Source organism: Uliginosibacterium sp. 31-16, assembly GCF_030730865.1.
Lineage (GTDB): Bacteria > Pseudomonadota > Gammaproteobacteria > Burkholderiales > Rhodocyclaceae > Uliginosibacterium.
In genome coordinates, this window is the sequence record NZ_JAVALZ010000004.1 from 189,460 (window position 1) to 209,927 (window position 20,468).

Sequence of the window (20,468 nt, forward strand, 5' to 3'; positions counted from 1 at the left end):
GCTAGCTTTTTTGTCGACTTGCCCGCATGCGAAAAAAGCGCCCGAAGGCCCCCTGCTCTGCGAGCTTGTGGGACGTCTGCCGTCCCCCGGATGCACATATGGACTTGCCCGAATACGCCTGAAAACCGGACAAACCCACAAGATCCGTCGATTTCACAATATAAAAGAACGACCCTCTCTACGCAATGACAAGCCTCCATCAAATTTCATGAGCCGCCCATAAAAAACCTTGAGCAATCATAATGTTGCGGCGCAGCATTATGACAATAAGCTACAGCACCCTGTCTTGCTTTTCTGGCAGGATACCCACAAGTCCCGCAGCCTTACCCACGAAGGCAGCGCATCATTGCCCCGCCTAGGGGGAAGCCCCGATGCAGCGGCCATCGCCCCTACCGGACAATTGCTGAACACCCACCTGCACGCAGGTTACTTTCCTGATCTCGGGGCCACGCCCCTGCACGGCAGCATGGATCAGACGATAATCTGCCCCCCCTGACCATCCAGCCCAGCCTTGACGGGATGAAACCCAGCGACGACTCAGAACATCCTCAGCCAGGTCCTCAGCGGCCGCAATCCTCTGCCCTGTCAATCCTGATGCTGGCGGCGGTGCTCGGGCTGGTGTGGTTTGCCGCCCTGCCTCCGGAGGTTTTCAAGGACGGCACCGACCCGCAACGCTTCACCCTGATCATCATCATTGCCCTGGTTGCTGTCGCCGCCTGGGGCGTATTGCTGGCAAAGGAACAGAACCTGCGCGTGGGACAGGTTGAAGAAGAGCGTGACCTGTTCTTCCGTCTGTCTCTGAATATTTTTGGCGTTCTAAGCCTGGACGGCCATTTTCAACGCCTCAATCCTGCTCTCATCAACATTCTGGGACTGAAACCAGAGAATGTTGAAGGCATGTCGCTGACGGATATCGTGCACGCGGATGATGTTGCGATCGCACGGGAGGGGCTGACTGCGCTTGCTGGCGGACGCCCAATCCAGATCGAACTGCGCTGCCGCTGCGGTGATGGCAGCTATCGCTGGCTGAACTGGAGCGCCAATCCCCTTCTGGAAGAATCCCGCATCTACGCAGTGGCTCATGACGTCACAGATCGCAAAGCCGGCGAAGATGCCCTGCGGGCAGAGTTCGCCTTCCGTAAGGCAATGGAGGATTCGGTACTCACCGGCCTGCGAGCCATTGACCTGAAAGGGCGCATCATTTACGTCAATCACGCATTCTGCGAGCTGGTTGGCTGGGGCGCAGAAGAGCTTATTGGCCAGAATCCGCCTTTCCCCTATTGGCCAGACAAGGATCACGACCAGAACTGGCGCAAGCTGCAGACCTGCCTGGCCGGTGACGCGCCCGCCGAGGGCATGGAACTGCGCGTCCGCCGACGCAACGGGAAGCTGCGGGATGTGCGTCTGCACGTCTCGCCATTGGTCGACGCCCACGGCATACAAACCGGCTGGATGACGGCCATGACTGACATCACCGAGCAACGCCGCGCGCGCGCAGAACTGCAGGCCGCCAACGACCGCATCACGACAGTGCTGGAGGGGCTGGATGCTGCAGTGTACGTGGCAGAGGCGGCCAGTGGCGCCCTGCTCTACTCGAACCGGGCCTATGAGGCGCAAACCCGCTTCGCTGGCGATGCCAGCCACATGGGCGTGCCACAGCCGGAGCTGGGGGATTATCCGGTCGATCCGCGCAAGCTCAACACCCGCGATGTACCGCGTGAGTTGTTTGATGGCGAGCTGCAACATCCGGCGACGGGACAGTGGTTCCACTTGCGCGAACGTGCCCTGCGCTGGGTTGACGGTCGCGTCGTGCGCCTTGCAGTTGCCACCGATGTGTCAGCACTGAAGCGCGCCGAGGAACTCAATCGCGAACAGGAGGCGCGTCTGGCCAAAACTTCACGCCTGATCGCGATGGGCGAAATGGCCTCCACGCTGGCTCACGAACTGAACCAGCCCCTTTCGGCAATATCCAATTACAGCATGGGCTGCGTCAATCGCCTGAAAAGCGGCAATTACAAGCATGAGGACATCCTTGCCGCGATGGAAAAAGCCAGCGCCCAGGCAGCGCGTGCTGGCAATATCGTGCGCCGGGTGCGCGATTTCGTGCGCAAGAGCGAACCACGTCGCACACTGGTCAATATCGGCCAGATCACCGAAGACGCTCTCGGAATAGCCGACATCGAGGCTCGTCGCCTTGGCGCCCGCATCCTCACCACTATCCCGGAAGGACTGCCGATGGTTCTGGCAGACCGCATCATGATCGAGCAGGTATTGCTGAACCTGATCAAGAACGCCGCGGAATCAATGCAGGACTTGCCCATTGAGCAGCGTCAGGTGCACATTACCGCCAGCCTCACCGAAGACGCCATTGAAGTCAGCGTTGCAGACAACGGCAGTGGCATCAGCGATGAGCACCTGGAAAACCTGTTTTCTCCTTTTTTCACCACCAAACAGGATGGCATGGGCATGGGCCTGAACATCTGCCGTTCCATCATCGAATTTCACAAAGGTCGGTTGTGGGTTGACGCCAACCCCGCCGGAGGGAGTATCTTCAGCTTCACCTTGCCGCAGGAGAAAAGTCTTGAACCCGAATATGACGCATAACCCGAGCCAGTCCGAGCAGCTTGTCTACATCGTCGATGACGATGAAGCCCTGCGCGACTCGTTGATCTGGCTGCTCGAATCGACCGGCCTGAAGTCGCAGGCATTCGAGTCGGCAGAGGCGTTCCTGACCGCCTACAGCCCGAAAATGAATGGCTGCCTGGTACTGGATATCCGCATGCCTGGCATGAGCGGGCTGGAACTGCATGAAAAGCTCAATGCCATGCACTCGACCTTGCCAGTAATTTTCATCACAGGTCACGGCGATGTCCCGATGGCCGTTTCAGCCCTCAAGAAAGGCGCAGTGGATTTCATCGAAAAGCCTTTCAACGATCAGGAGATGGTCAGTCTGATCCGTGGTGCGCTGCTTGAGGACCTGAAAAATCATGAAGCCCGCCAGCAGGAAGCGGATGCTCAGCGCCGCATCGAGGGGCTCACCCCGCGCGAGCGCGAAGTGCTGGAACTGATTGTGGCGGGCCGCCTCAACAAGCAGATCGCTGATGACCTGGGCATCAGCATCAAGACGGTGGAGGTGCACCGCGCCCGCGTGATGGAAAAGATGGGCGTGAATTCACTGGCAGAACTGGTGCAGCACGTGATGATTTCGGCTCCGAAGCACGAATAAGCAATCCAGCTCAAAGCAAAAGGCCCGATCAAGCAGATCGGGCCTTTTTTCTTTCCAGCACCGGACGTTCAGGCAAACAGGCGCGCCAGTTCCTCGCCCGGGTTGTCAGCACGCATGAACGCCTCGCCCACCAGAAAAGCATGCACCCCGTTGGCGCGCATGGTCGCAACATCCTGCGGGCCGAAGATGCCGCTTTCGGTCACGACAATGCGCCCGGCCGGAATCCGTGCCAGTTGCGACAGGGTGACTTCCAGCGAGACTTCAAAAGTGCGCAGGTTGCGGTTGTTGATGCCCAGCAACGGCGTCGTCAACCGCAGGGCGAGATCCAGCTCTTCAGCACTGTGTACTTCCACCAACACGGCCATCCCCAGGTCGTGGGCCAACTGCTCCAGCTCCAGCATGTGGCTCACGGCAGCACGCGCAGTGCTGGCATTCACCGTGCCATCCGGCGGCAGGAACGCCGCCACGATCAGCAGGATGGCATCCGCCCCCATCGCCCGGGCTTCAAAGACCTGATAGGCGTCGATGATGAAGTCCTTGCGCAGCACCGGCAGCTGGCAAGCGCCGCGGGCGGCCTGCAGATACGCGGGCGAGCCCTGGAAATACTGACGATCCGTCAGCACCGACAGGCAGGCCGCGCCCCCCTTTTCATATGAGGCGGCGATTTCGGCCGGATGAAAATCAGCCCGGATCACGCCTTTGGACGGGCTTGCCTTCTTGACCTCTGCAATCACCCCGGCCCCGCCCGCTGCAATTTTCGCGCGGATGGCGCCGACAAAATCACGCACCGGCGCAGCATCGCGGGCTTCTTCGACAATGGCTTCACGCGAGATTTCGCGCTCGGCAGCTTCGATTTCCACGCGCTTGGTGGCCAGGATTTTTTGCAGGATGTCGGACATGAATGGACCTGAAATGAAATGCTTGCTGGCCCGCACAAGGGCTGCGGGCGCGTAAAAACCACATGGTAACAGCCGGGCCCAACCTGAATACCCCTGCCTGCAGACCCGCCTCTGGCGGATCTCTACAGGCAGGCACCCTGAAAACAGGCGCCCAGCGTACTTCTACAGGACGCCCGCTCTCGGAGCGAGTACCGGCGCGGCTTTACAGCCAGGCCCGGGTCCGCTCAACAAAAGCCTCAAGCTTGCGCGTCGCCGCTCCGCTAGCGATCACATCCAGCGCACGCTCCACACCATTGGCCAGCGAATCCGCCACGCCTGCCACATACAGGCTGGCCCCCGCATTGAACGCCACGATGTCGCGCGCAGCCGGCAGCGTGCCGTTCAAGGCGCCCAGCAAGATCATCCTGGAGTCTTCAACATTCGTCGCCCGGATCGCCGACGCAGCATGCAGCGGCAGGCCAACATCTTCCGGCGTCAGGCGGTATTCGCGCACCTCGCCGTCGCGCAGCTCACCCACCAGCGTCGGTGCCGAAATCGAAATCTCGTCCAGCCCTTCCATGCCGTGCACGATCAGCACATTGCGTGCGCCCAGTTGCTGCAGGACACGCACCTGGATACCGACCAGATCCGGGTGGAACACGCCCATCACCTGATTGGCCGCATTCGCCGGGTTGGTCAGCGGCCCCAGCAGATTGAAGATCGTGCGCACGCCCAGCTCGCGGCGCACGGGCGCGGCATGCTTCATCGCACTGTGATGATTGGGCGCAAACATGAAACCCACACCGATTTCGTCGATGCACTGACCAACCTGCTCCGGGTTCAGGTTCAGGTTCGCCCCCAGTGCCTCGAGCACGTCGGCCGAGCCCGACTGCGAAGACACGGCGCGCCCGCCATGCTTGGCGACACGCGCTCCAGCCGCCGCGGCAACAAACATCGCCGAGGTCGAAATGTTGAACGTATGGGCGCCATCGCCACCGGTACCACAGGTATCCACCAGTCCGGAGCGATCCGACGCAACCGGCACCTTGGTGGCCAGCTCGCGCATCACGACAGCCGCCGCAGCAATCTCGCCAATGGTTTCCTTCTTGACACGCAGACCAATGATGATCGCCGAGACAAGCACTGGCGACACCTGCCCGGACATGATCTGACGCATCAGATCAACCATCTCGTCGTGGAAAATCTCGCGGTGTTCGATGACGCGCTGGACGGCTTCTTGCGGACTCATGGCTCAGTTCTCCAGAAAGTTCTTCAGCAGGTGATGACCACCCTCGGTCATGATCGACTCGGGATGAAACTGCACGCCTTCGATTGGCAGAGTCTTGTGGCGCACGCCCATGATCTCGCCGTCATCGGTCCAGGCCGTGATTTCCAGACAGTCGGGACAGCTCTCGCGCTCAATCGCCAACGAGTGGTAACGCGTCGCCGTAAAGGGCTGCGGCAACCCATGAAAAATACCGATGTCGGCATGCTGGATCAGCGAAGTCTTACCATGCATGAGTTGCTTGGCATGCACAATCTTGCCGCCGAAAGCCGCACCGATGCTCTGATGCCCCAAGCACACCCCCAGAATGGGCAGCTTGCCCGCGAAGTGCTTGATGGCTGCCACTGAAATCCCCGCTTCAGCCGGCGAACACGGCCCCGGCGAAATCACGATACGCTCGGGGGCCATCGCCTCGATCTGCTCGATGGTGATGCCATCGTTGCGGAACACGCGCACATCGGCCCCCAGCTCGCCGAGGTATTGCACGATGTTGTAGGTAAAGCTGTCGTAGTTGTCGATCATCAGCAGCATGTCATTCTCCAAAGCTCGAATTCATCTTGTCGTGTAACCGGGCATGGTGGCGTCGCAGGCAAGCGTAGCCAGGTTCACACCACATATCCGGAATTCCCCTTGAGGCCGGGCGCGCGCAGGGGGACGCGCAAGGTCTGGGCTGTATGGCTAGCGCCACCAGCGAAACAAGGAGGATTTGCGAAGAAGAATAGATTTGCGCCGCATCGTGATCACATTCTAACAACCCGGCGCAGATGGGGAAAGCGGCGTCTGCACGATACTGAGCCGCCCAGACAAACGTCTCCAGTCAGAACAGGCTCAGCCCGGCATGGCCTGAAGACCCGCTTGCAGCGCCCCTCCCGGGACGGCCTGTCGCGAGAGGCGCATCCAGAGCGGCTCGCCAGCCTGCCATCGCGCCCGGCAGCAGCCAGAAAGGGGCTCGAGGCGGTCTTCGCCAGAATGCCATGCCCGCCACCGCGCATGTCGCAAAATGGCCACACTTCCACACCGGAATTCCCCTTCGCCAGCGACCATCTGCACACGCTCCCGAAGGCCTCTATATGCTTGGCCGACGTGATTTCCCGTGCCGGCCAACATGACCATGACTCGCCACCTTCTGCTGCTCTGCCTCACCCTGCTAACCGGTTGCGTATCCCTGCAACCCACCCTGCAGGCAAGCGCCAAACCCGAAAAAATCAACGCCTATGTGGCGGGCAGCTTCACGCGCGCCAACAGCGGCGGCTTCGGCTTCGTCCTGACCAATGCGGACAATGGATTTGAATACGTCATGCCTTTTGGCGAAGACACAAGTTGGCCAAAAGACGTCAAGGACCAGGTTGTCATGATTCAGGTGCCTCCCGGGAAATACCGGATTTCGCACTGGCTGACCTACGCAACCCTCACCAAGGAGCGCTCGAAGAAGAGCGAGGTCACCAACAAGTTCATTGCGGCACCTTTCACGCTTGACCCCGGCGCCATCATTTTCCTTGGCAGTTTTTCGGCAAAGACCGAGACCACTGTCAGCTATCCCTACACGCACACCAACTGGTCCATCAAACCGAATCCGCTGAGCGCTGCGGATGCGCGCGGTGCATTTGCTGCCGCCTATCCGCTGTTTGCCGATGCGCCGTTCACGTGCAGCATGTGCATTGACTCACTGTTGGATGCGCTCCTCAAGGCGCCGCGCCCTGCTCCAGCGCCTACGCCTGCAACCCCCGCTCCCGCTCCCGCATCTTCAGCGCCCGCCGCGGCCATCTGATCCGGCACTGATGCATAAAAAAGCCCCGGCATGCCGGGGCTTTTTTTGGTTCGATCACGCTCACAGCCGGCTGGCAAGGATTTCCCTGACGACAGCGGGCATCACGCTGCCGTGCTCCCCCAGCTTGGTAAAGCCATGGGCTTCCAGACGGGCAGCAATTTTCTGCGGTGCCAGGGCGGCATCCTTCACGCCATAGAGCCCCAGATGGGTGTGTACGCCCAGCGACTCGAAGAAGGCTTCCGTGGCAACAATGGCCTTCTCGATCCGCTCTTCTTCCGAGCCGTCATGAATGCCCCATATCCGCTCGGCGTACTGCAGCAGCTTGGCATGCTTCTCGACGCGACGATTGCGCCACAAACCGGGCAGCACGACGGCCAAGGTCTGGGCGTGATCCAGCCCGAACTCGGCGGTGATTTCGTGACCGATCATGTGGGTCGCCCAGTCCTGTGGCACCCCGCAGGCGATCAGGCCATTCAACGCCAGCGTTGCGCTCCACACCTGGCTCGCCCGCGCCGCGTAATCCTGCGGACTGGCCAGCGTCTGCGGACCGACTTCAATCAGGGTCTTGAGGATGCTCTCTGCCAGACGATCCTGCAGCGGCGCTTCCGCCGGATAGGTCATGTACTGCTCCATGGTATGCACGAAGGCATCCACGATGCCGTTGGCGACCTGGCGCGGAGGCAGGCTGAATGTGGTCTGCGGATCAAGCACGGCAAACTGCGGATAGCAATGCTCGCTGCCGAAGGCGAGCTTGTCGCCGGTGGATTCGCGTGAAATCACCGCAAAGGTATTCGATTCAGAACCGGTCGCCGGCAGCGTCAGCACGACCCCCAGCGGCACTGCGGACTTCACCTCGGCATGCTTCGCCAGAATGTCCCAAGGCTCGGCACCATCGAAACGCGCGGCTGCGGCAATGAACTTCGTGCCATCCGCCACCGAACCACCACCAACGGCCAGCAGGAAATCCACGCCTTCGCTTTTGACCAGCGCCACGGCGCGCATCAGTGTTTCATAACGGGGATTCGGCTCTATGCCGCCGAACTCCAGCCACGGATGATCTTTCAGCGCCGCCTTGACCTGATCGTACACACCATTCTTCTTGATGCTGCCGCCGCCGTAGGTGACCAGCACCTTGGCCCCCGCCGGAATCTGCCCGGCAATCGCGGCAATCTGACCCTGACCGAAAAGGATGCGGGTCGGGTTGTAGTAGCTGAAGTTCTGCATGAAAGGGGTTCCTCTCTTGTTGACTCAGGACACCACGCCAAGCAGGCGCAGCGTATCGCGGACTTTATCGCGCTTGGCTTCGGTGAGCGGCACGGCAGGTGGCAGCACATGGGTCGAGATATCGACGCCCACCATCTTTGCCGCTTCCTTCACGATGGCATAGAACGGCGACTCCAGCCCGAACATCGGCGGGCACAGACACAACTGGCGCTGCATCTCGATGAGCTTCGCGCCATCCTTCTCCTGGAACGCACGCCATAGTCCGACCGGAATATGCGGAGCAAAGTTCATCGCCGAAGGGAAACAGCCATCGCCCCCCATGATCAGGGTGTCGAGCATGTACTCATCGAAGCCTGCGTACACGCCAAAATCCGGCCGCACCGGCTTCACCGCCTGAAGCACGTCACGAATATGGCGCACGGTATCGGTGGTGTCTTTCACACCAACGATATTCGGACACTCCAGTGCCAGCTGGCGGATCATCGCCGGCGACAGATCCTGCCCTGTGAGCAGCGGAAAATTGTAGAGAATCAGTGGCAGATCGACCGCCGCCGCCAGACGCCGGTAGTGCAGCATGATGTTGTCCGGCAACAGCAGCGCATAGTAGGGATTGACGGCCACCACGCCGCTGGCCCCGATGGCCTTGGCGTGCAGACCGAATTCAATGGCTTGCTGGGTACTGCACGAGGCGATACCGATCAGCACCGGGACCCGCCCGGCAACATGACTGACGGCGAACTCGGCCACCTCGCGGCGCTGGGCTTCGCTCATCTGGCTGAATTCGCCGGCACTACCGCAGCAGAAAACCACATCGGCACCACCATTGATGACGAAATCAAGCATGTTGCCCATGCCTGTCCGGTCAAGCTGACCAGCAGCGGTCCAGATCGTGGGGACAGGTGGGATGTTGCCGCGGAACAGGGGACGCATGGCCATTTCAAGATCCTTCGACGAAGAAACAAAATGGGCAGCCTACGGACTGCACGGGCTTGCGGCTATACGTAGAAGCCGCAAGCCTGATCCTGCGCAACTCACTCGATGCGGGTATCCAGTCCGCCTTCGGCGATTTCCGCCGCACGGATCACCGCGCGCGCCTTGGACAGGGTTTCCTGCCATTCGGCTTCAGGGTTCGAGTCGGCCACGATGCCTGCGCCCGCCTGCACGTGCAGCGTGCCGTCCTTGATCACGGCGGTACGGATCGCTATCGCCACGTCCACATCGCCGTCAAAGCTGATACAGCCGACCGCGCCGGCATATACGCCGCGCTTGACCGGCTCCAGCTCATCAATAATCTGCATCGCCCGCACCTTGGGAGAACCAGACACGGTGCCCGCCGGGAAGGTCGCGCGCAGAACGGCGAGCGCCGCCGCACGCCGATCCTGATCGGGCGGCAGCACGCCTTCCACATTCGACACGATATGCATGACGTGAGAATAGCGTTCAACCACGAACTGTTCGGTCACCTTGACCGAACCGATGGCTGCCACACGGCCCACGTCGTTGCGCCCCAGGTCGAGCAGTTGCAGATGCTCGGCACGCTCCTTCTGGTCGGCGAGCAGTTCACGCTCCAGTGCCAGATCCTCTTCCGGCGTAGCACCACGCTTGCGCGTGCCGGCAATCGGTCGCACCGTGACGACTTGCCGGTCGTCACCATGCTCGAGTTTCACCAGGATCTCCGGCGAGGTGCCGACGACATGGAAGTCCTCGAAATTGAAGTAGAACATGTAGGGCGACGGATTCAGCGCACGCAGGCTGCGATACAGCGCCATGGGACTTGCTGCGAAAGGCTTGCTCATGCGCTGGGACAGCACCACCTGCATGATGTCGCCTTCGACGATGTAATCCTTGGCGCGCTGCACGGCGGCCTTGAATGCATCCTGCCCGAAGCTCGACACCGCGGGTTGCGGCGTGACGCGCACGTCAGCGGGAATCGCCACCGGCGCCCGCAGCTTCTCGACCAGCTCGGCCAGCCGCCGCTGGGCACGCTTGTACGCGCCGGGCACTTCCGGCTCGGCATAGACGACGAGCGTCAGCTTGCCGGACAGATTGTCGACAATCGCCAGCTCTTCGGAGAGCAGCAGCACGATGTCCGGTGTGCCGATTTCATCCTTGGGCTGATGCTGGGCCAGCTTGGGTTCGATGTAGCGTACGGTGTCGTAGCCGAAACTGCCGACCAGACCACCACAGTAGCGAGGCAAACCGGCGGATGGCGGCACCTTGATGCGCTGCATGAACTCGCCGACGTAGGCCAGCGGATCGCCGTAGTCGCGGCGCTCGACGATGCGATCATTGGACAACAACAGCACGGTGCGCCCGCGCACCTCGATCCGCGTGCTGGCGCGCAGGCCGATCACGGAATAACGGCCGAAACGCTCACCGCCCTGCACGGATTCGAGCAGGTAGGTATAAGACTCGTTGGCCAGTTTGAGATAGATGGAAAGCGGTGTATCGAGATCAGCAAACGTCTCGACGGTCAGCGGGATACGGTTGTAGCCCTGCGCGGCAAGCGCCTGGAATTCTTGTTCGGTCATCATGACTCCGGTGTTTCTGCAATTCAGGAAAACTCAACCAGCCCTAGCTGGCTCGTGACGCAGCATCAATGCGCGCGCCATGAACTCCCGCTGCGCCGCCAACCACAGGCTACGCACATCGGGAGGATCTCCTCTGCGAGAAACAGGCTCTTGCAAGTCACGATGATGAAATTCCGGGGATAGTGCCTGCTCAATCCAGAAGATCAGGCAACTGAAGGAAGCTGGATAGTAACCCGTCGCAATCTTCAGTGTCCACGGCCACTCCCTCGTTGTAACCATAGGTCATCAGCAGCACCGGAATGCCGGCGCGGCGGGCGCACAGCGCATCGTTACCGGAGTCACCCACCATCAGTGCCGCCTCCCGACTTACCCCGACCAGTTCACAGGCATGCCACAACGGCTCAGGATCGGGCTTCTTCTGCGCCAGGGTGTCGCCGCCGATCAGGCAGTCGAAGAACTGACCCATGCCCAGTTCTTCGAGCAACGGACCGATGAAGGCTTCGGCCTTGTTGGTCACCACGCCGAGCTTGAGGCCACGGGCTTTCAGCCAGGGCAGGGTTTCGACCACGCCCGGATAGGCGCGGGTGAGCCGGCCATTGGTGTCCTCATAGTGACGCATGAAGACTTCAACGGCCTGTGCCAGGCGTTCGGGCGAAACCGGGCTGCGGCCGATGGTCAGCGCGCGCTCGACCATCGTCGGAATGCCTTTGCCGACAAAGGTTGCAACCTCGGAGTCGGAACACGTCGGTTCGCCCAGCTCCGCGAGCATGCGACGTGCTGCCTCGGCCAGGTCGGGCACGGAATCGACCAGCGTGCCGTCGAGGTCAAAGAAAATGGCCTGTGGCGCAAATGTACGGCTCATGTGGATACTCTCTCAGGCGCTCACACCAGCCTGAGCCCGGCGCAACCATTCGGCGTTATGGCTCTTGGCATGACGATGCCAGTGGCCGGAATCCTTGATGATCTGCGCATACAGCTCGCGCGCCTGCTGAACGTCGGCAGCGCCACCCTGGGTCCGCAGCCAGTCTGCGTAACGGCACTTCGGCTCGGCATCGGTACCTACCTCCAGCGCCAGTGCGAACGCCTCACGCACCCCTGCTGCATTCGTCCCGGCCAGCGCACGGGCGTAGAGCAAGGCCGCGTCCGGATGACGGCGCGCCTCCTTGTGATCCGCAAACAGCCGCTCCAGGCTCGCCGCCGCATCCTGTGGCGCATTGGCCGCCAGCTGGGCCCGTGCCAGCCCGCGCAGCACGACCACATCGGTGGCAAACGGGCCTTGCGCCGCTTCGGTGAAGTGCTGCAGCGCCGCAGCCACATCGCCAGAGGCCAGCAGTGCCTCGGCCAGACGCAGACGATTGTTGAGAATCGGCGTCAGCTCATACGCCTTGCGGGCCTCGCGCAGCTCACGGCCCGGGTCGATGGCCTGCACCACCGCGCGGCCCGCCTTGCGCACGCCACGGTTCTCGCGCAGCTCCGGCAGGTAAGCCACGAAGAAATACACAATGCTGCCGAACAAGGGGAACATGAACAGGATGAACAGCCAGTACAGCTCACGCCCACGACGGATGGCGTGAATGCCGAAATAGATGGCCACCAGCACATGCAGGCCTATGCCGAGAAAGGGCATGGAGAATTCTCCGGTTCAGAAAACAAGGCCGGCAGCATAACAAGCCTGCCTGAAAACCGCACTGCCCGAAGAGCCGTCGCCCGCGCGGCGGTGCCAACAGGCCGACTGGAGAGGTCCGCCAAACGCGGGGCTTCAGGCATTACCGGAGCGCCCCGGCCCGTGGCCCTGCCGGCCCCTGATGCGGGAAGTCGCCCTATCTTGCCGCCAGCGGCCGGAACACCAGACGCAAGGTCTGCGACGTGTCCGACTCCTTGATGCTCGCCGTCACCGGCAGGGGCTGGGCACGCTTGAGCGCGGCGAGCACGGCCTGATCTAGCGCCTTGTAGCCGCTGGTGCGGGCAATGCGCGGCCCCAGTACGTAGCCGGTGGGGGCCAGCACGGCTTCGAGCGTCACTTCGGCCGTTTTCGGGAAACTGCCCTTGGGCAGCTTGAGGTTGCGCCGCAACTTGTCGGAGATCTGGCGCGCCACCACTGCGTCGGAGACGTTCTGCCATTGCTCGACGAGCTGCACGGCCGGCGGCAGCGCGATCACGCCCTCCTGCGTCGGCTCCGGTTCTGCGCCGGCCGGCGGCACCACAGCGGGCACCGCCGCACGCGACGCCGGCTTTGGCGCGGCATCCGTCCGGGCACACACACACTCCTGCTGCCAGGGCAGCCGGGCACATCCCCCCAACGCGATGGTCACGGCCATCACCCACAAACAGCTGCGAAACTTCATGATGTCTGCTTCACTCCCTGCAATTCGGCGCGCATTGCGGCGATCACCGAGTCATAACGGTTCGGATCTGAATCCTTGCCGGCACCGAACACGGCCGAGCCGGCAACGAAGGCATCCACCCCGGCGGCGGCGATCTCGGCGATGTTGGCGGGCTTCACGCCACCATCGATTTCCAGGCGGATGTGGCGACCGGTTTCACGCTCGTACGCATCCAGCCGGGCGCGCGCCAGGCGGGCCTTGGGCAGAGTCGAGGGGATGAAACTCTGGCCGCCGTAACCAGGGTTCACCGACATCAGCATGATCAGGTCGATCTTGTCCATCACATGATCCAGCCAGTCCAGCGGCGTCGCCGGATTGAACACCAGGCCGGCCTGACAGCCCTGATCGCGGATCAGCTGCAGGGTGCGGTCCACGTGGCGCGAGGCTTCCGGGTGAAAAGTGATGATGTTGGCCCCGGCCCTGGCGAACATCGGCACCAGCGCGTCGACCGGCTCGACCATCAGGTGCACATCAATCGGCGCGGTGGTGCAAGGGCGGATCGCCTCGCAGACCAGCGGGCCGATGGTGAGATTCGGCACGTAGTGGTTGTCCATCACATCGAAGTGCAGCCAGTCCGCGCCGGAGGCGATGACCTTCTCGACCTCGTCGCCCAGACGGGCGAAATTGGCGGACAGCAGACTGGGGGCAATGATGAAGGAACGCTCGGACATGACAGGCTCGCAAGGGTCGGCAAAGCGGTATTATCCCAGTCGCCCCCCAACAGAAGCCAGCAAAAAAAGATGGAATCAACCCTCTCACCCTGCAGCATCGAGGTCACCCCGGTCGCCCGGTATGTGCCCGAGCAATCCGCTCCGGACGAAAACCGCCATGTTTTCGCCTACCAGATCACCATCCGCAACACCGGCAGCAAACGCGCCAAACTGCTCAGCCGGCATTGGACCATTACGGATGCCACGGGTGGCGTGGAGGAAGTCGAAGGCGAAGGCGTAGTCGGCGAGCAACCCGACCTCGCCCCGGGCGAAAGCTTTCAGTACACCAGCGGCTGCGCGCTGGCCACGCCTTTCGGCAGCATGCAGGGCGTTTACCGTTTCGTCAGCGAGGACGGTACGGAGTTCACCGCGGCGATTCCGGAGTTCTTCCTCGTCGGACCACGTACGCTGCACTAGCGCCATGACCACGCATCCGGGCCGACGCGGATTCGCACGACTGCTGGCCAGCGCAGCGCTCATCTGCGGCATCTGGCTGCAGACTGCCTGCACCCATCAGACCCATGCCCCGGCCGCGCCCCCGACAATCCACACCTCAACCACCCTGCCGGACCATCCGCGCCTGATCGCCACCACGCCCGACTGGCAAACCCTGGCACAGCGCCGCGCGACCGACCCCGATCTCAACCGTCTGGTCGAACTGCTGCTGGAACGCGCCCGCACCGATCTGAAGCGCGACCCCGTCGAACGCAAGCTGGAAGGCCGCCGCCTGCTCGGTGTGTCGCGCGAATTCATCCGCCGCAGCCTGCTGTGGTCCTTCGCGTATCGTGTCACCAGCGACCGCGTCTTCCTCGACCGCGCCCGGCGCGAGATGCTTGCGATGTCCGCCTTCCCGGACTGGAACCCGAGTCACTATCTGGATGTCGCCGAAATGACTGCCGGCCTGGCGCTCAGCTACGACTGGCTGTATCACGATCTGAGCAGCGAGGACCGCCATACGATCCGTCGCGCCATCATCGACAAGGGGATTGCTCAGGCGCGCCAGGGCCACAAGACTTTCACGATGACCCACAACTGGGGCCAGGTCTGCATCGGCGGCATGGTGCTGGGCGCACTCGCCGTCGAAGAGGACGAGCCAGCGCTCGCAGCCGACCTGCTCGCAGCGGCAAAGAAAAACGCCTTCACCGCGCTCGACGCGTACAAGCCGGACGGCGTTTACCCCGAAGGCCCGGGCTACTGGAGCTATGGCACGACCTACGAAACCCTGCTGATCGCCGCCCTGCGCAGCAGCCTGAATACCGACTGGAACCTGCTGGAAGCACCGGGGCTCAAGCGCAGCGCCGAATTCTTTGCCCACGCCGTCGGCCCCACCGGCAAACAGCACAACTTCGCCGATGCAGGCGAAGGCCAGGACATCGCCCCGCCCCTGTTCTATCTGGCGCGCGAACTGCAGCAGCCCGCCCTGATCGACGCCAAGCGCCAGATGATCCGCAACAAGCAAGGCCTGAGTGAGCGCTACGCGCCGCTGATCGCCCTGTGGTGGCCCGGCCCCGCAAAAGCCCAGCCCGTGCCGCTCCACTTCTCGGGTCAGGGCCCGCAGCCGGTGGCGATCTGGCGCTCCTCCTGGACCGACCCGAACGCGCTCTACTTCGCCATCAAAGGCGGCGGAGCGGCGCACAACCACGCCCACATGGATGGCGGCAGCTTCATCCTCGATCTGGATGGCGTGCGCTGGGCCAAAGACCTGGGCATGCAGGACTACAACAGTCTGGAAAGCCGCGGCATCGACCTGTGGAATATGAAACAGGCCTCACCACGCTGGCAGGTCTTCCGCCTGGGCAATGCCGCGCACAACACGCTATCCATCGACGACAGCCTGCACAATGCAGCCGGCATGGCCACGCTGCGCATGCAGGGCTCTCAGGAGGCGCAGCTCGATCTGACCCCGCTGTTCCTGCCCGGCCAGCTCAGCCAGGCCACGCGCACCGCCCGTGTCGAAGGCAGCCTCGTCAGCCTCAGCGATGCGATCAGCGGCGCCCGGCCCGGCAGCGAAATCCGCTGGGCCATGAATACCGAAGCGGCGATTACCCTGGACGGCAGCACCGCCACCCTCAGACAAGCGGGCAAAACCCTGCATGTGCGCTTTACCGGGACGCCCCTCACGCTGGAAGTCATCGATATTTCAAAACCGCGTGCGGACTTCGACGCCGCTAACCCGAACACCCGCCAGCTCGTCGCCCGGACACGCGCCGGGGCCGATGGCAGCGGGCGCCTGAACGTGCATTTCTCGCGGGACTGAACCTGCCGGAAAGGCGGTACGGCGGCGGAGCAGCCGCACCAACAACCTGCCTGCAGACCCGCATCTGACGGGCCTCTCCGGTCATGCATGATGGAGAAGTCCGCCAGCACTTCATCTGCAGGCATGCAGCCTGAAGAACAAGACTGCATGCGGCTTTTCAGCCACCTTGATATGGCACGATCCGGTTCTCAGGCGTAATGGGCGATGGTCGCGCGCGCCCCTTCCTTGCCCAGGCAGGCCAACGCCAGCATCAGCTCCGTGCGGAAACCGGCATGCGTCGCCAGCGCTGGCGGGAAAATCTCCTCCAGCCCAAGCAGTGCGTCCAGCAGCGCCGCGTCATTGCCGGCCCCCTGCGCGGCCAGTTCGCCGAGCTTGGCCGCCATGGGGTCGTTGATCTCGTAGCTCAGTCCGGCATCCGAGCGCCGCTGCAGGAAACGCATCCAGGCCGCCACCGCGAGGGCCAGCCGGCGGTACGAAGCGCCGGCGGCGATGCGGTCCGCAATCGTTCCGAGCAGGCGCGGCGGCAGCTTGAGGCTGCCATCGGAGGCGATCTGCATGGTCTTGTGCTTGAGCGCCGGATTGGCATAGCGCATCAGCAGCTGATCACGATAGGCCGCACGGTCGAAGCTGTCCGGCACGCTCAGCGTCGGTGCGATTTCCTCGCTCATCATGGCGTGGATCAGTTTGAACATGGCGGGGTCGGCAATCGCTTCATCCACCGTTTCAAAGCCGCCCAGCACGCCCAGATAGGCCATCGTCGAGTGAGTGCCATTCAGCATGCGCAGCTTGGCCAACTCATACGGAATCACATCGTCGACCAGCATGGCGCCAACCTTCTCCCAAGCCGGACGGCCGGACGGGAAGTCGTCCTCGATCACCCACTGGCGGAAGGATTCACCCGGCACCGGCCAGGCATCGACACAGCCCGTGATGCGCGCCACGGTATCGCGGATCTCGTCGGTGGTCGCCGGCACGATGCGATCAACCATGGTGCAGGGAAAGCGCACCGACTCCGCAACCCACTTGCCCAGTTCGGCATCGATGGCTTCCGCATACTGGACAACCACCTTGCGCAGAATCCTGCCGTTGTGCGCCAGATTGTCGCAGGACAGGACCGTGAAGGGATTGTCGCGGCGGCTGCGCAAGGCCGCCACGAGATAGCCCGGCACGCTTCGGGGCGCATCCGGATGGGCCAGATCGTGCTGGATGGCCGGATGATTGAAGTCCAGGCCGTTGGTTTTGGCATCGTAGCAATAGCCTTTTTCGGTAACGGTCAGCGACACGATGCGCACACGCGGGTCGCGCATCTGGGCCAGCACTTCGGCCTGCTGGCGCGGCGCGACCAGCACCTTGCGGATCGCACGCACGATTTGCACCTGCTGGCCATCGCGGTCACTGGTCAGCACGCTGTACAGATTGTCCTGCTCGGCCATCACCTGCTGCATGGCCGGCTCATCCAGCACCGTCACACCGCAGATGCCCCAGTCGCCACCGGCCGCCAGCATGGCCTGCTCTGTATAGATGGCCTGGTGCGCACGGTGGAAGTTGCCCAGGCCGAGATGAACGATGCCGATGGCCGGCTCGCCAAGCTCGCCCCCCAGCAGATGGGCTTGCAGGGCGGGCAGTTGTGCAGCCCCCAGACGCGGCAGTGAAGTACTCATGTGACAGGCCTTTCCAGTGGATTGATCGGATTTGTCCTGCGGCTCAAAATCCGCTTGAACATACTAATATGTTAGTATAGTATCATTTCAAAATCACGTTTGCGAGCGTTCAGCCCCGGACAAACAGCTTGCCCGGTATGCAGAACGCTTCACCCCGCCACAGGATGAAAGGCCCGCCGCAATGAAGATTACTCACGCCGAAGTCATCGTGACCTGCCCCGGCAGAAACTTCGTCACTCTCAAGATCGTCACCGACCAAGGCGTGCACGGGCTGGGGGATGCCACCCTGAACGGGCGAGAACTCTCGGTCGCTTCCTATTTGCGCGATCACATCTGCCCCCTGCTGATCGGCCGCGACCCGCGCCGTATCGAAGACACCTGGCAATATCTCTATAAAGGCGCCTACTGGCGCCGCGGCCCGGTCACCATGTCGGCCATCGCAGCGGTGGACATGGCACTGTGGGACATCGCCGGCAAGATGGCCAACATGCCGGTCTACCAGTTGCTGGGCGGCGCCTCACGCGAACACGTGATGGTCTACAGCCACGCCACCGGCCGCGATATTCCGGAAACCCTGGATGCCTTCGCCCGGTATCAGGACAAGGGCTTCAAGGCGATCCGCGCCCAGTGCGGCGTACCGGGCATGAAATCAGTGTATGGCGTATCCAAGGGCGGCGCCTACGAGCCGGCCACCAAGGGCTGGCCGGAGGAACAATCCTGGTCCACCGAAAAATATCTCGATTTCGTCCCCAAACTGTTTGAAGCCGTACGCGACCGCTTCGGCTTCGAACCGCACCTGCTGCATGACGTGCACCATCGTCTGACGCCCATCGAGGCCGCTCGCCTGGGGAAATCAATCGAGGACTACCGCCTGTTCTGGCTGGAAGACCCGACCCCGGCGGAAAACCAGGACGCCTTCCGCCTGATCCGCCAGCACACGGTCACGCCGATCGCCGTCGGCGAAGTCTTCAACAGCATCTGGGACTGCAAACAGCTGATCGAAGAACAGCTGATCGATTACATCCGCACCACCATCACCCACGCCGGCGGCATCACCCACATGCGCCGCATTGCAGACTTCGCCGCGATGTATCAGGTGCGTACCGGCAGCCACGGACCATCGGATCTGTCACCGGTCTGCATGGGCGCGGCCCTGCATTTCGACCTGTGGGCGCCGAACTTCGGCATGCAGGAATACATGGGTTACCACGCCGAAACGATGGAGGTCTTCCAGTGCGCCTGGTCGTTCAAGGACGGCTTCATGCATCCCGGCGACGCCCCCGGTCTGGGCGTGGAAATCGACGAAAAACTCGCCGCGAAATTCCCCTACGAACCCGCCTACCTGCCGGTTGCCCGGCTGGAAGACGGCACGCTGTGGAACTGGTAGGCGCCAACCCCGCAGCACACAAAGAGTCTGCCCCCCCCTCCGCATGCGGAGGCCATCAAAACAGAACAGCAAGTCCGCTCTATCCGTGGCCCCGCCGGCCCGCAGCCGGCGCAACACACCTCACCACACAAAGGAGATTCACATGAGACAAGCAACGCAAGCCATCGCCGCCGCCCTGCTCGCCCTTGGCTGCATGCATAGCGCCCTGGCCCAGCAGAAGATCGAACTGCGTGCAGCCGACTACTGGGATGACGAATACCCGACGGTTCGCGGCATGAAGAAGTTCGCCGAACTGCTGAGCCAGCGCACCAACGGCCGCATCACCATGAAGGTGTTCTCGAGCGGCGCGCTGGGCACCGAGAAGGAAACCCTGGAACAGGTGAAAGTCGGCGCGCTTGATCTGGTGCGGGTCAACATCTCGCCGATGAACAACATCTGCCAGGAAACCCTGGTCCCGACTCTGCCGTTCCTGTTCAACTCGATCGATCACATGCACAAGGCGCTCGACAGCGCGATCGGCGACGAGATCCTGGCCTCCTGCGAGCCCAATGGCTACGTCGGCCTGGCGTTCTACGACAGTGGCGCCCGCTCGATCTACACCAAGAAACCGGTGCGCAACATTGCCGACATGAAGGGGGTCAAGCTGCGCGTGCAGCAGTCCGATCTGTGGGTCTCGCTGGCGGGCGCAATGGGTGCAAACGCCACGCCGATGCCGATGGGTGAAGTCTATACGGCCTTCAAGACCGGGCTGGTCGACGCCGCCGAGAACAACATCCCGTCCTACGAAAGCTCGAAGCACTTCGAGGTCGTGAAGTACTACTCGAAGACCGAGCATTCGATGGCCCCCGAAGTCGTGATGTATTCCAAGCGGATGTGGGACAAGCTTTCTCCCGAAGACCGCAAGATCATCCGCCAGGCCGCCAAGGACTCCGTGCCGTTCCAGCGTCAGTACTGGGCCGAACGTGATGCCGCGTCCCTGAAGATCGTTCTCGATGGCGGCGCGCAGATCGTTTCCGACGTCAACAAGAAGTCCTTCCAGGACGCCATGGGCCCGGTCTACGCCAAGTTCGTGACGACCCCGAAGCTCAAGGAACTGGTCAAGCGCGTCCAGGACATCAAGTAAGCCAATGCCTGCCCGGGCGCCTCAGGCGTCCGGG

At 62.3% G+C, this 20,468-nt stretch carries 18 protein-coding genes; 7 read left to right on the forward strand and 11 right to left on the reverse strand.

Features of this window, described 5'->3' with window-relative positions; translation table 11 throughout:
* The first annotated feature begins 519 nt into the window (after positions 1-519).
* Complete coding sequence (locus Q9Q94_RS15900) at positions 520-2,604, forward strand: PAS domain S-box protein (RefSeq protein WP_305981102.1); 2,085 nt, start codon at positions 520-522, stop codon at positions 2,602-2,604.
* Complete coding sequence (locus Q9Q94_RS15905; protein WP_305981155.1) at positions 2,594-3,226, forward strand: response regulator transcription factor; 633 nt, start codon at positions 2,594-2,596, stop codon at positions 3,224-3,226. Before Q9Q94_RS15900 ends, Q9Q94_RS15905 begins: the two co-directional genes overlap by 11 nt.
* A gap of 68 nt (positions 3,227-3,294) precedes the next feature.
* Here the strand turns inward: Q9Q94_RS15905 and trpC are convergent, their stop codons facing one another.
* The 3 genes from trpC to Q9Q94_RS15920 form a co-directional block, all read right to left on the reverse strand.
* The gene (trpC, locus tag Q9Q94_RS15910; RefSeq protein ID WP_305981103.1) at positions 3,295-4,125 is read right to left on the reverse strand and encodes an indole-3-glycerol phosphate synthase TrpC; all 831 of its coding nucleotides are present in this window, start codon (positions 4,123-4,125) and stop codon (positions 3,295-3,297) included.
* A 202-nt stretch (positions 4,126-4,327) separates the two neighbouring features.
* Positions 4,328-5,353: an anthranilate phosphoribosyltransferase gene (gene trpD / locus Q9Q94_RS15915; protein WP_305981104.1), complete on the reverse strand. Its 1,026-nt coding sequence runs from the start codon at positions 5,351-5,353 to the stop codon at positions 4,328-4,330.
* Positions 5,354-5,356: 3 nt separating this feature from the next.
* Positions 5,357-5,920, reverse strand: a complete 564-nt coding sequence (locus Q9Q94_RS15920) for an aminodeoxychorismate/anthranilate synthase component II (protein WP_305981105.1) — start codon at positions 5,918-5,920, stop codon at positions 5,357-5,359.
* Positions 5,921-6,500: 580 nt separating this feature from the next.
* On the opposite strand from Q9Q94_RS15920, the gene Q9Q94_RS15925 reads away from it, so the two are divergent.
* Positions 6,501-7,157 (forward strand): hypothetical protein, encoded by a 657-nt coding sequence (locus tag Q9Q94_RS15925; RefSeq protein ID WP_305981106.1) that lies wholly within the window; start codon positions 6,501-6,503, stop codon positions 7,155-7,157.
* A gap of 60 nt (positions 7,158-7,217) precedes the next feature.
* Here the strand turns inward: Q9Q94_RS15925 and Q9Q94_RS15930 are convergent, their stop codons facing one another.
* The 7 genes from Q9Q94_RS15930 to rpe all read right to left on the reverse strand — a co-directional run bounded on the left by Q9Q94_RS15930 (position 7,218) and on the right by rpe (position 13,967).
* The gene (locus tag Q9Q94_RS15930) at positions 7,218-8,381 is read right to left on the reverse strand and encodes an iron-containing alcohol dehydrogenase (protein ID WP_305981107.1); all 1,164 of its coding nucleotides are present in this window, start codon (positions 8,379-8,381) and stop codon (positions 7,218-7,220) included.
* 24 nt (positions 8,382-8,405) lie between these two features.
* Entirely contained in the window at positions 8,406-9,317 is a 912-nt protein-coding gene (locus tag Q9Q94_RS15935; RefSeq protein ID WP_305981108.1) for a dihydrodipicolinate synthase family protein, read from the reverse strand.
* Between the two features lie 95 nt (positions 9,318-9,412).
* Complete coding sequence (trpE, locus tag Q9Q94_RS15940) at positions 9,413-10,912, reverse strand: anthranilate synthase component I (protein WP_305981156.1); 1,500 nt, start codon at positions 10,910-10,912, stop codon at positions 9,413-9,415.
* Between the two features lie 190 nt (positions 10,913-11,102).
* Positions 11,103-11,774, reverse strand: a complete 672-nt coding sequence (locus tag Q9Q94_RS15945) for a phosphoglycolate phosphatase (protein ID WP_305981109.1) — start codon at positions 11,772-11,774, stop codon at positions 11,103-11,105.
* 12 nt (positions 11,775-11,786) lie between these two features.
* The gene (locus Q9Q94_RS15950; RefSeq protein ID WP_305981110.1) at positions 11,787-12,539 is read right to left on the reverse strand and encodes a tetratricopeptide repeat protein; all 753 of its coding nucleotides are present in this window, start codon (positions 12,537-12,539) and stop codon (positions 11,787-11,789) included.
* Positions 12,540-12,732: 193 nt separating this feature from the next.
* The gene (locus Q9Q94_RS15955; protein WP_305981111.1) at positions 12,733-13,257 is read right to left on the reverse strand and encodes a TonB family protein; all 525 of its coding nucleotides are present in this window, start codon (positions 13,255-13,257) and stop codon (positions 12,733-12,735) included.
* On the reverse strand, positions 13,254-13,967 hold the full coding sequence (gene rpe, locus Q9Q94_RS15960) for a ribulose-phosphate 3-epimerase (protein ID WP_305981112.1): 714 nt from the start codon (positions 13,965-13,967) through the stop codon (positions 13,254-13,256). The genes Q9Q94_RS15955 and rpe overlap by 4 nt, the downstream gene beginning before the upstream one ends.
* A 69-nt stretch (positions 13,968-14,036) precedes the next feature.
* Here rpe and apaG point away from each other — a divergent pair, with 69 nt between their 5' ends.
* On the forward strand, positions 14,037-14,423 hold the full coding sequence (gene apaG / locus Q9Q94_RS15965) for a Co2+/Mg2+ efflux protein ApaG (RefSeq protein ID WP_305981113.1): 387 nt from the start codon (positions 14,037-14,039) through the stop codon (positions 14,421-14,423).
* 4 nt (positions 14,424-14,427) lie between these two features.
* Positions 14,428-16,263, forward strand: a complete 1,836-nt coding sequence (locus Q9Q94_RS15970; RefSeq protein WP_305981114.1) for a heparinase II/III family protein — start codon at positions 14,428-14,430, stop codon at positions 16,261-16,263.
* A gap of 188 nt (positions 16,264-16,451) precedes the next feature.
* Here Q9Q94_RS15970 and Q9Q94_RS15975 read toward each other — a convergent pair whose 3' ends face one another.
* Positions 16,452-17,924: a mannitol dehydrogenase family protein gene (locus Q9Q94_RS15975; RefSeq protein ID WP_305981115.1), complete on the reverse strand. Its 1,473-nt coding sequence runs from the start codon at positions 17,922-17,924 to the stop codon at positions 16,452-16,454.
* A gap of 181 nt (positions 17,925-18,105) precedes the next feature.
* Between Q9Q94_RS15975 and manD the strand changes: the two genes are divergently transcribed.
* Positions 18,106-19,311, forward strand: coding sequence for a D-mannonate dehydratase ManD (gene manD, locus Q9Q94_RS15980; protein WP_305981116.1), 1,206 nt, complete (start codon positions 18,106-18,108; stop codon positions 19,309-19,311).
* Positions 19,312-19,453: 142 nt separating this feature from the next.
* Complete coding sequence (locus tag Q9Q94_RS15985) at positions 19,454-20,434, forward strand: TRAP transporter substrate-binding protein (protein ID WP_305981117.1); 981 nt, start codon at positions 19,454-19,456, stop codon at positions 20,432-20,434.
* Positions 20,435-20,468: the final 34 nt, after the last annotated feature.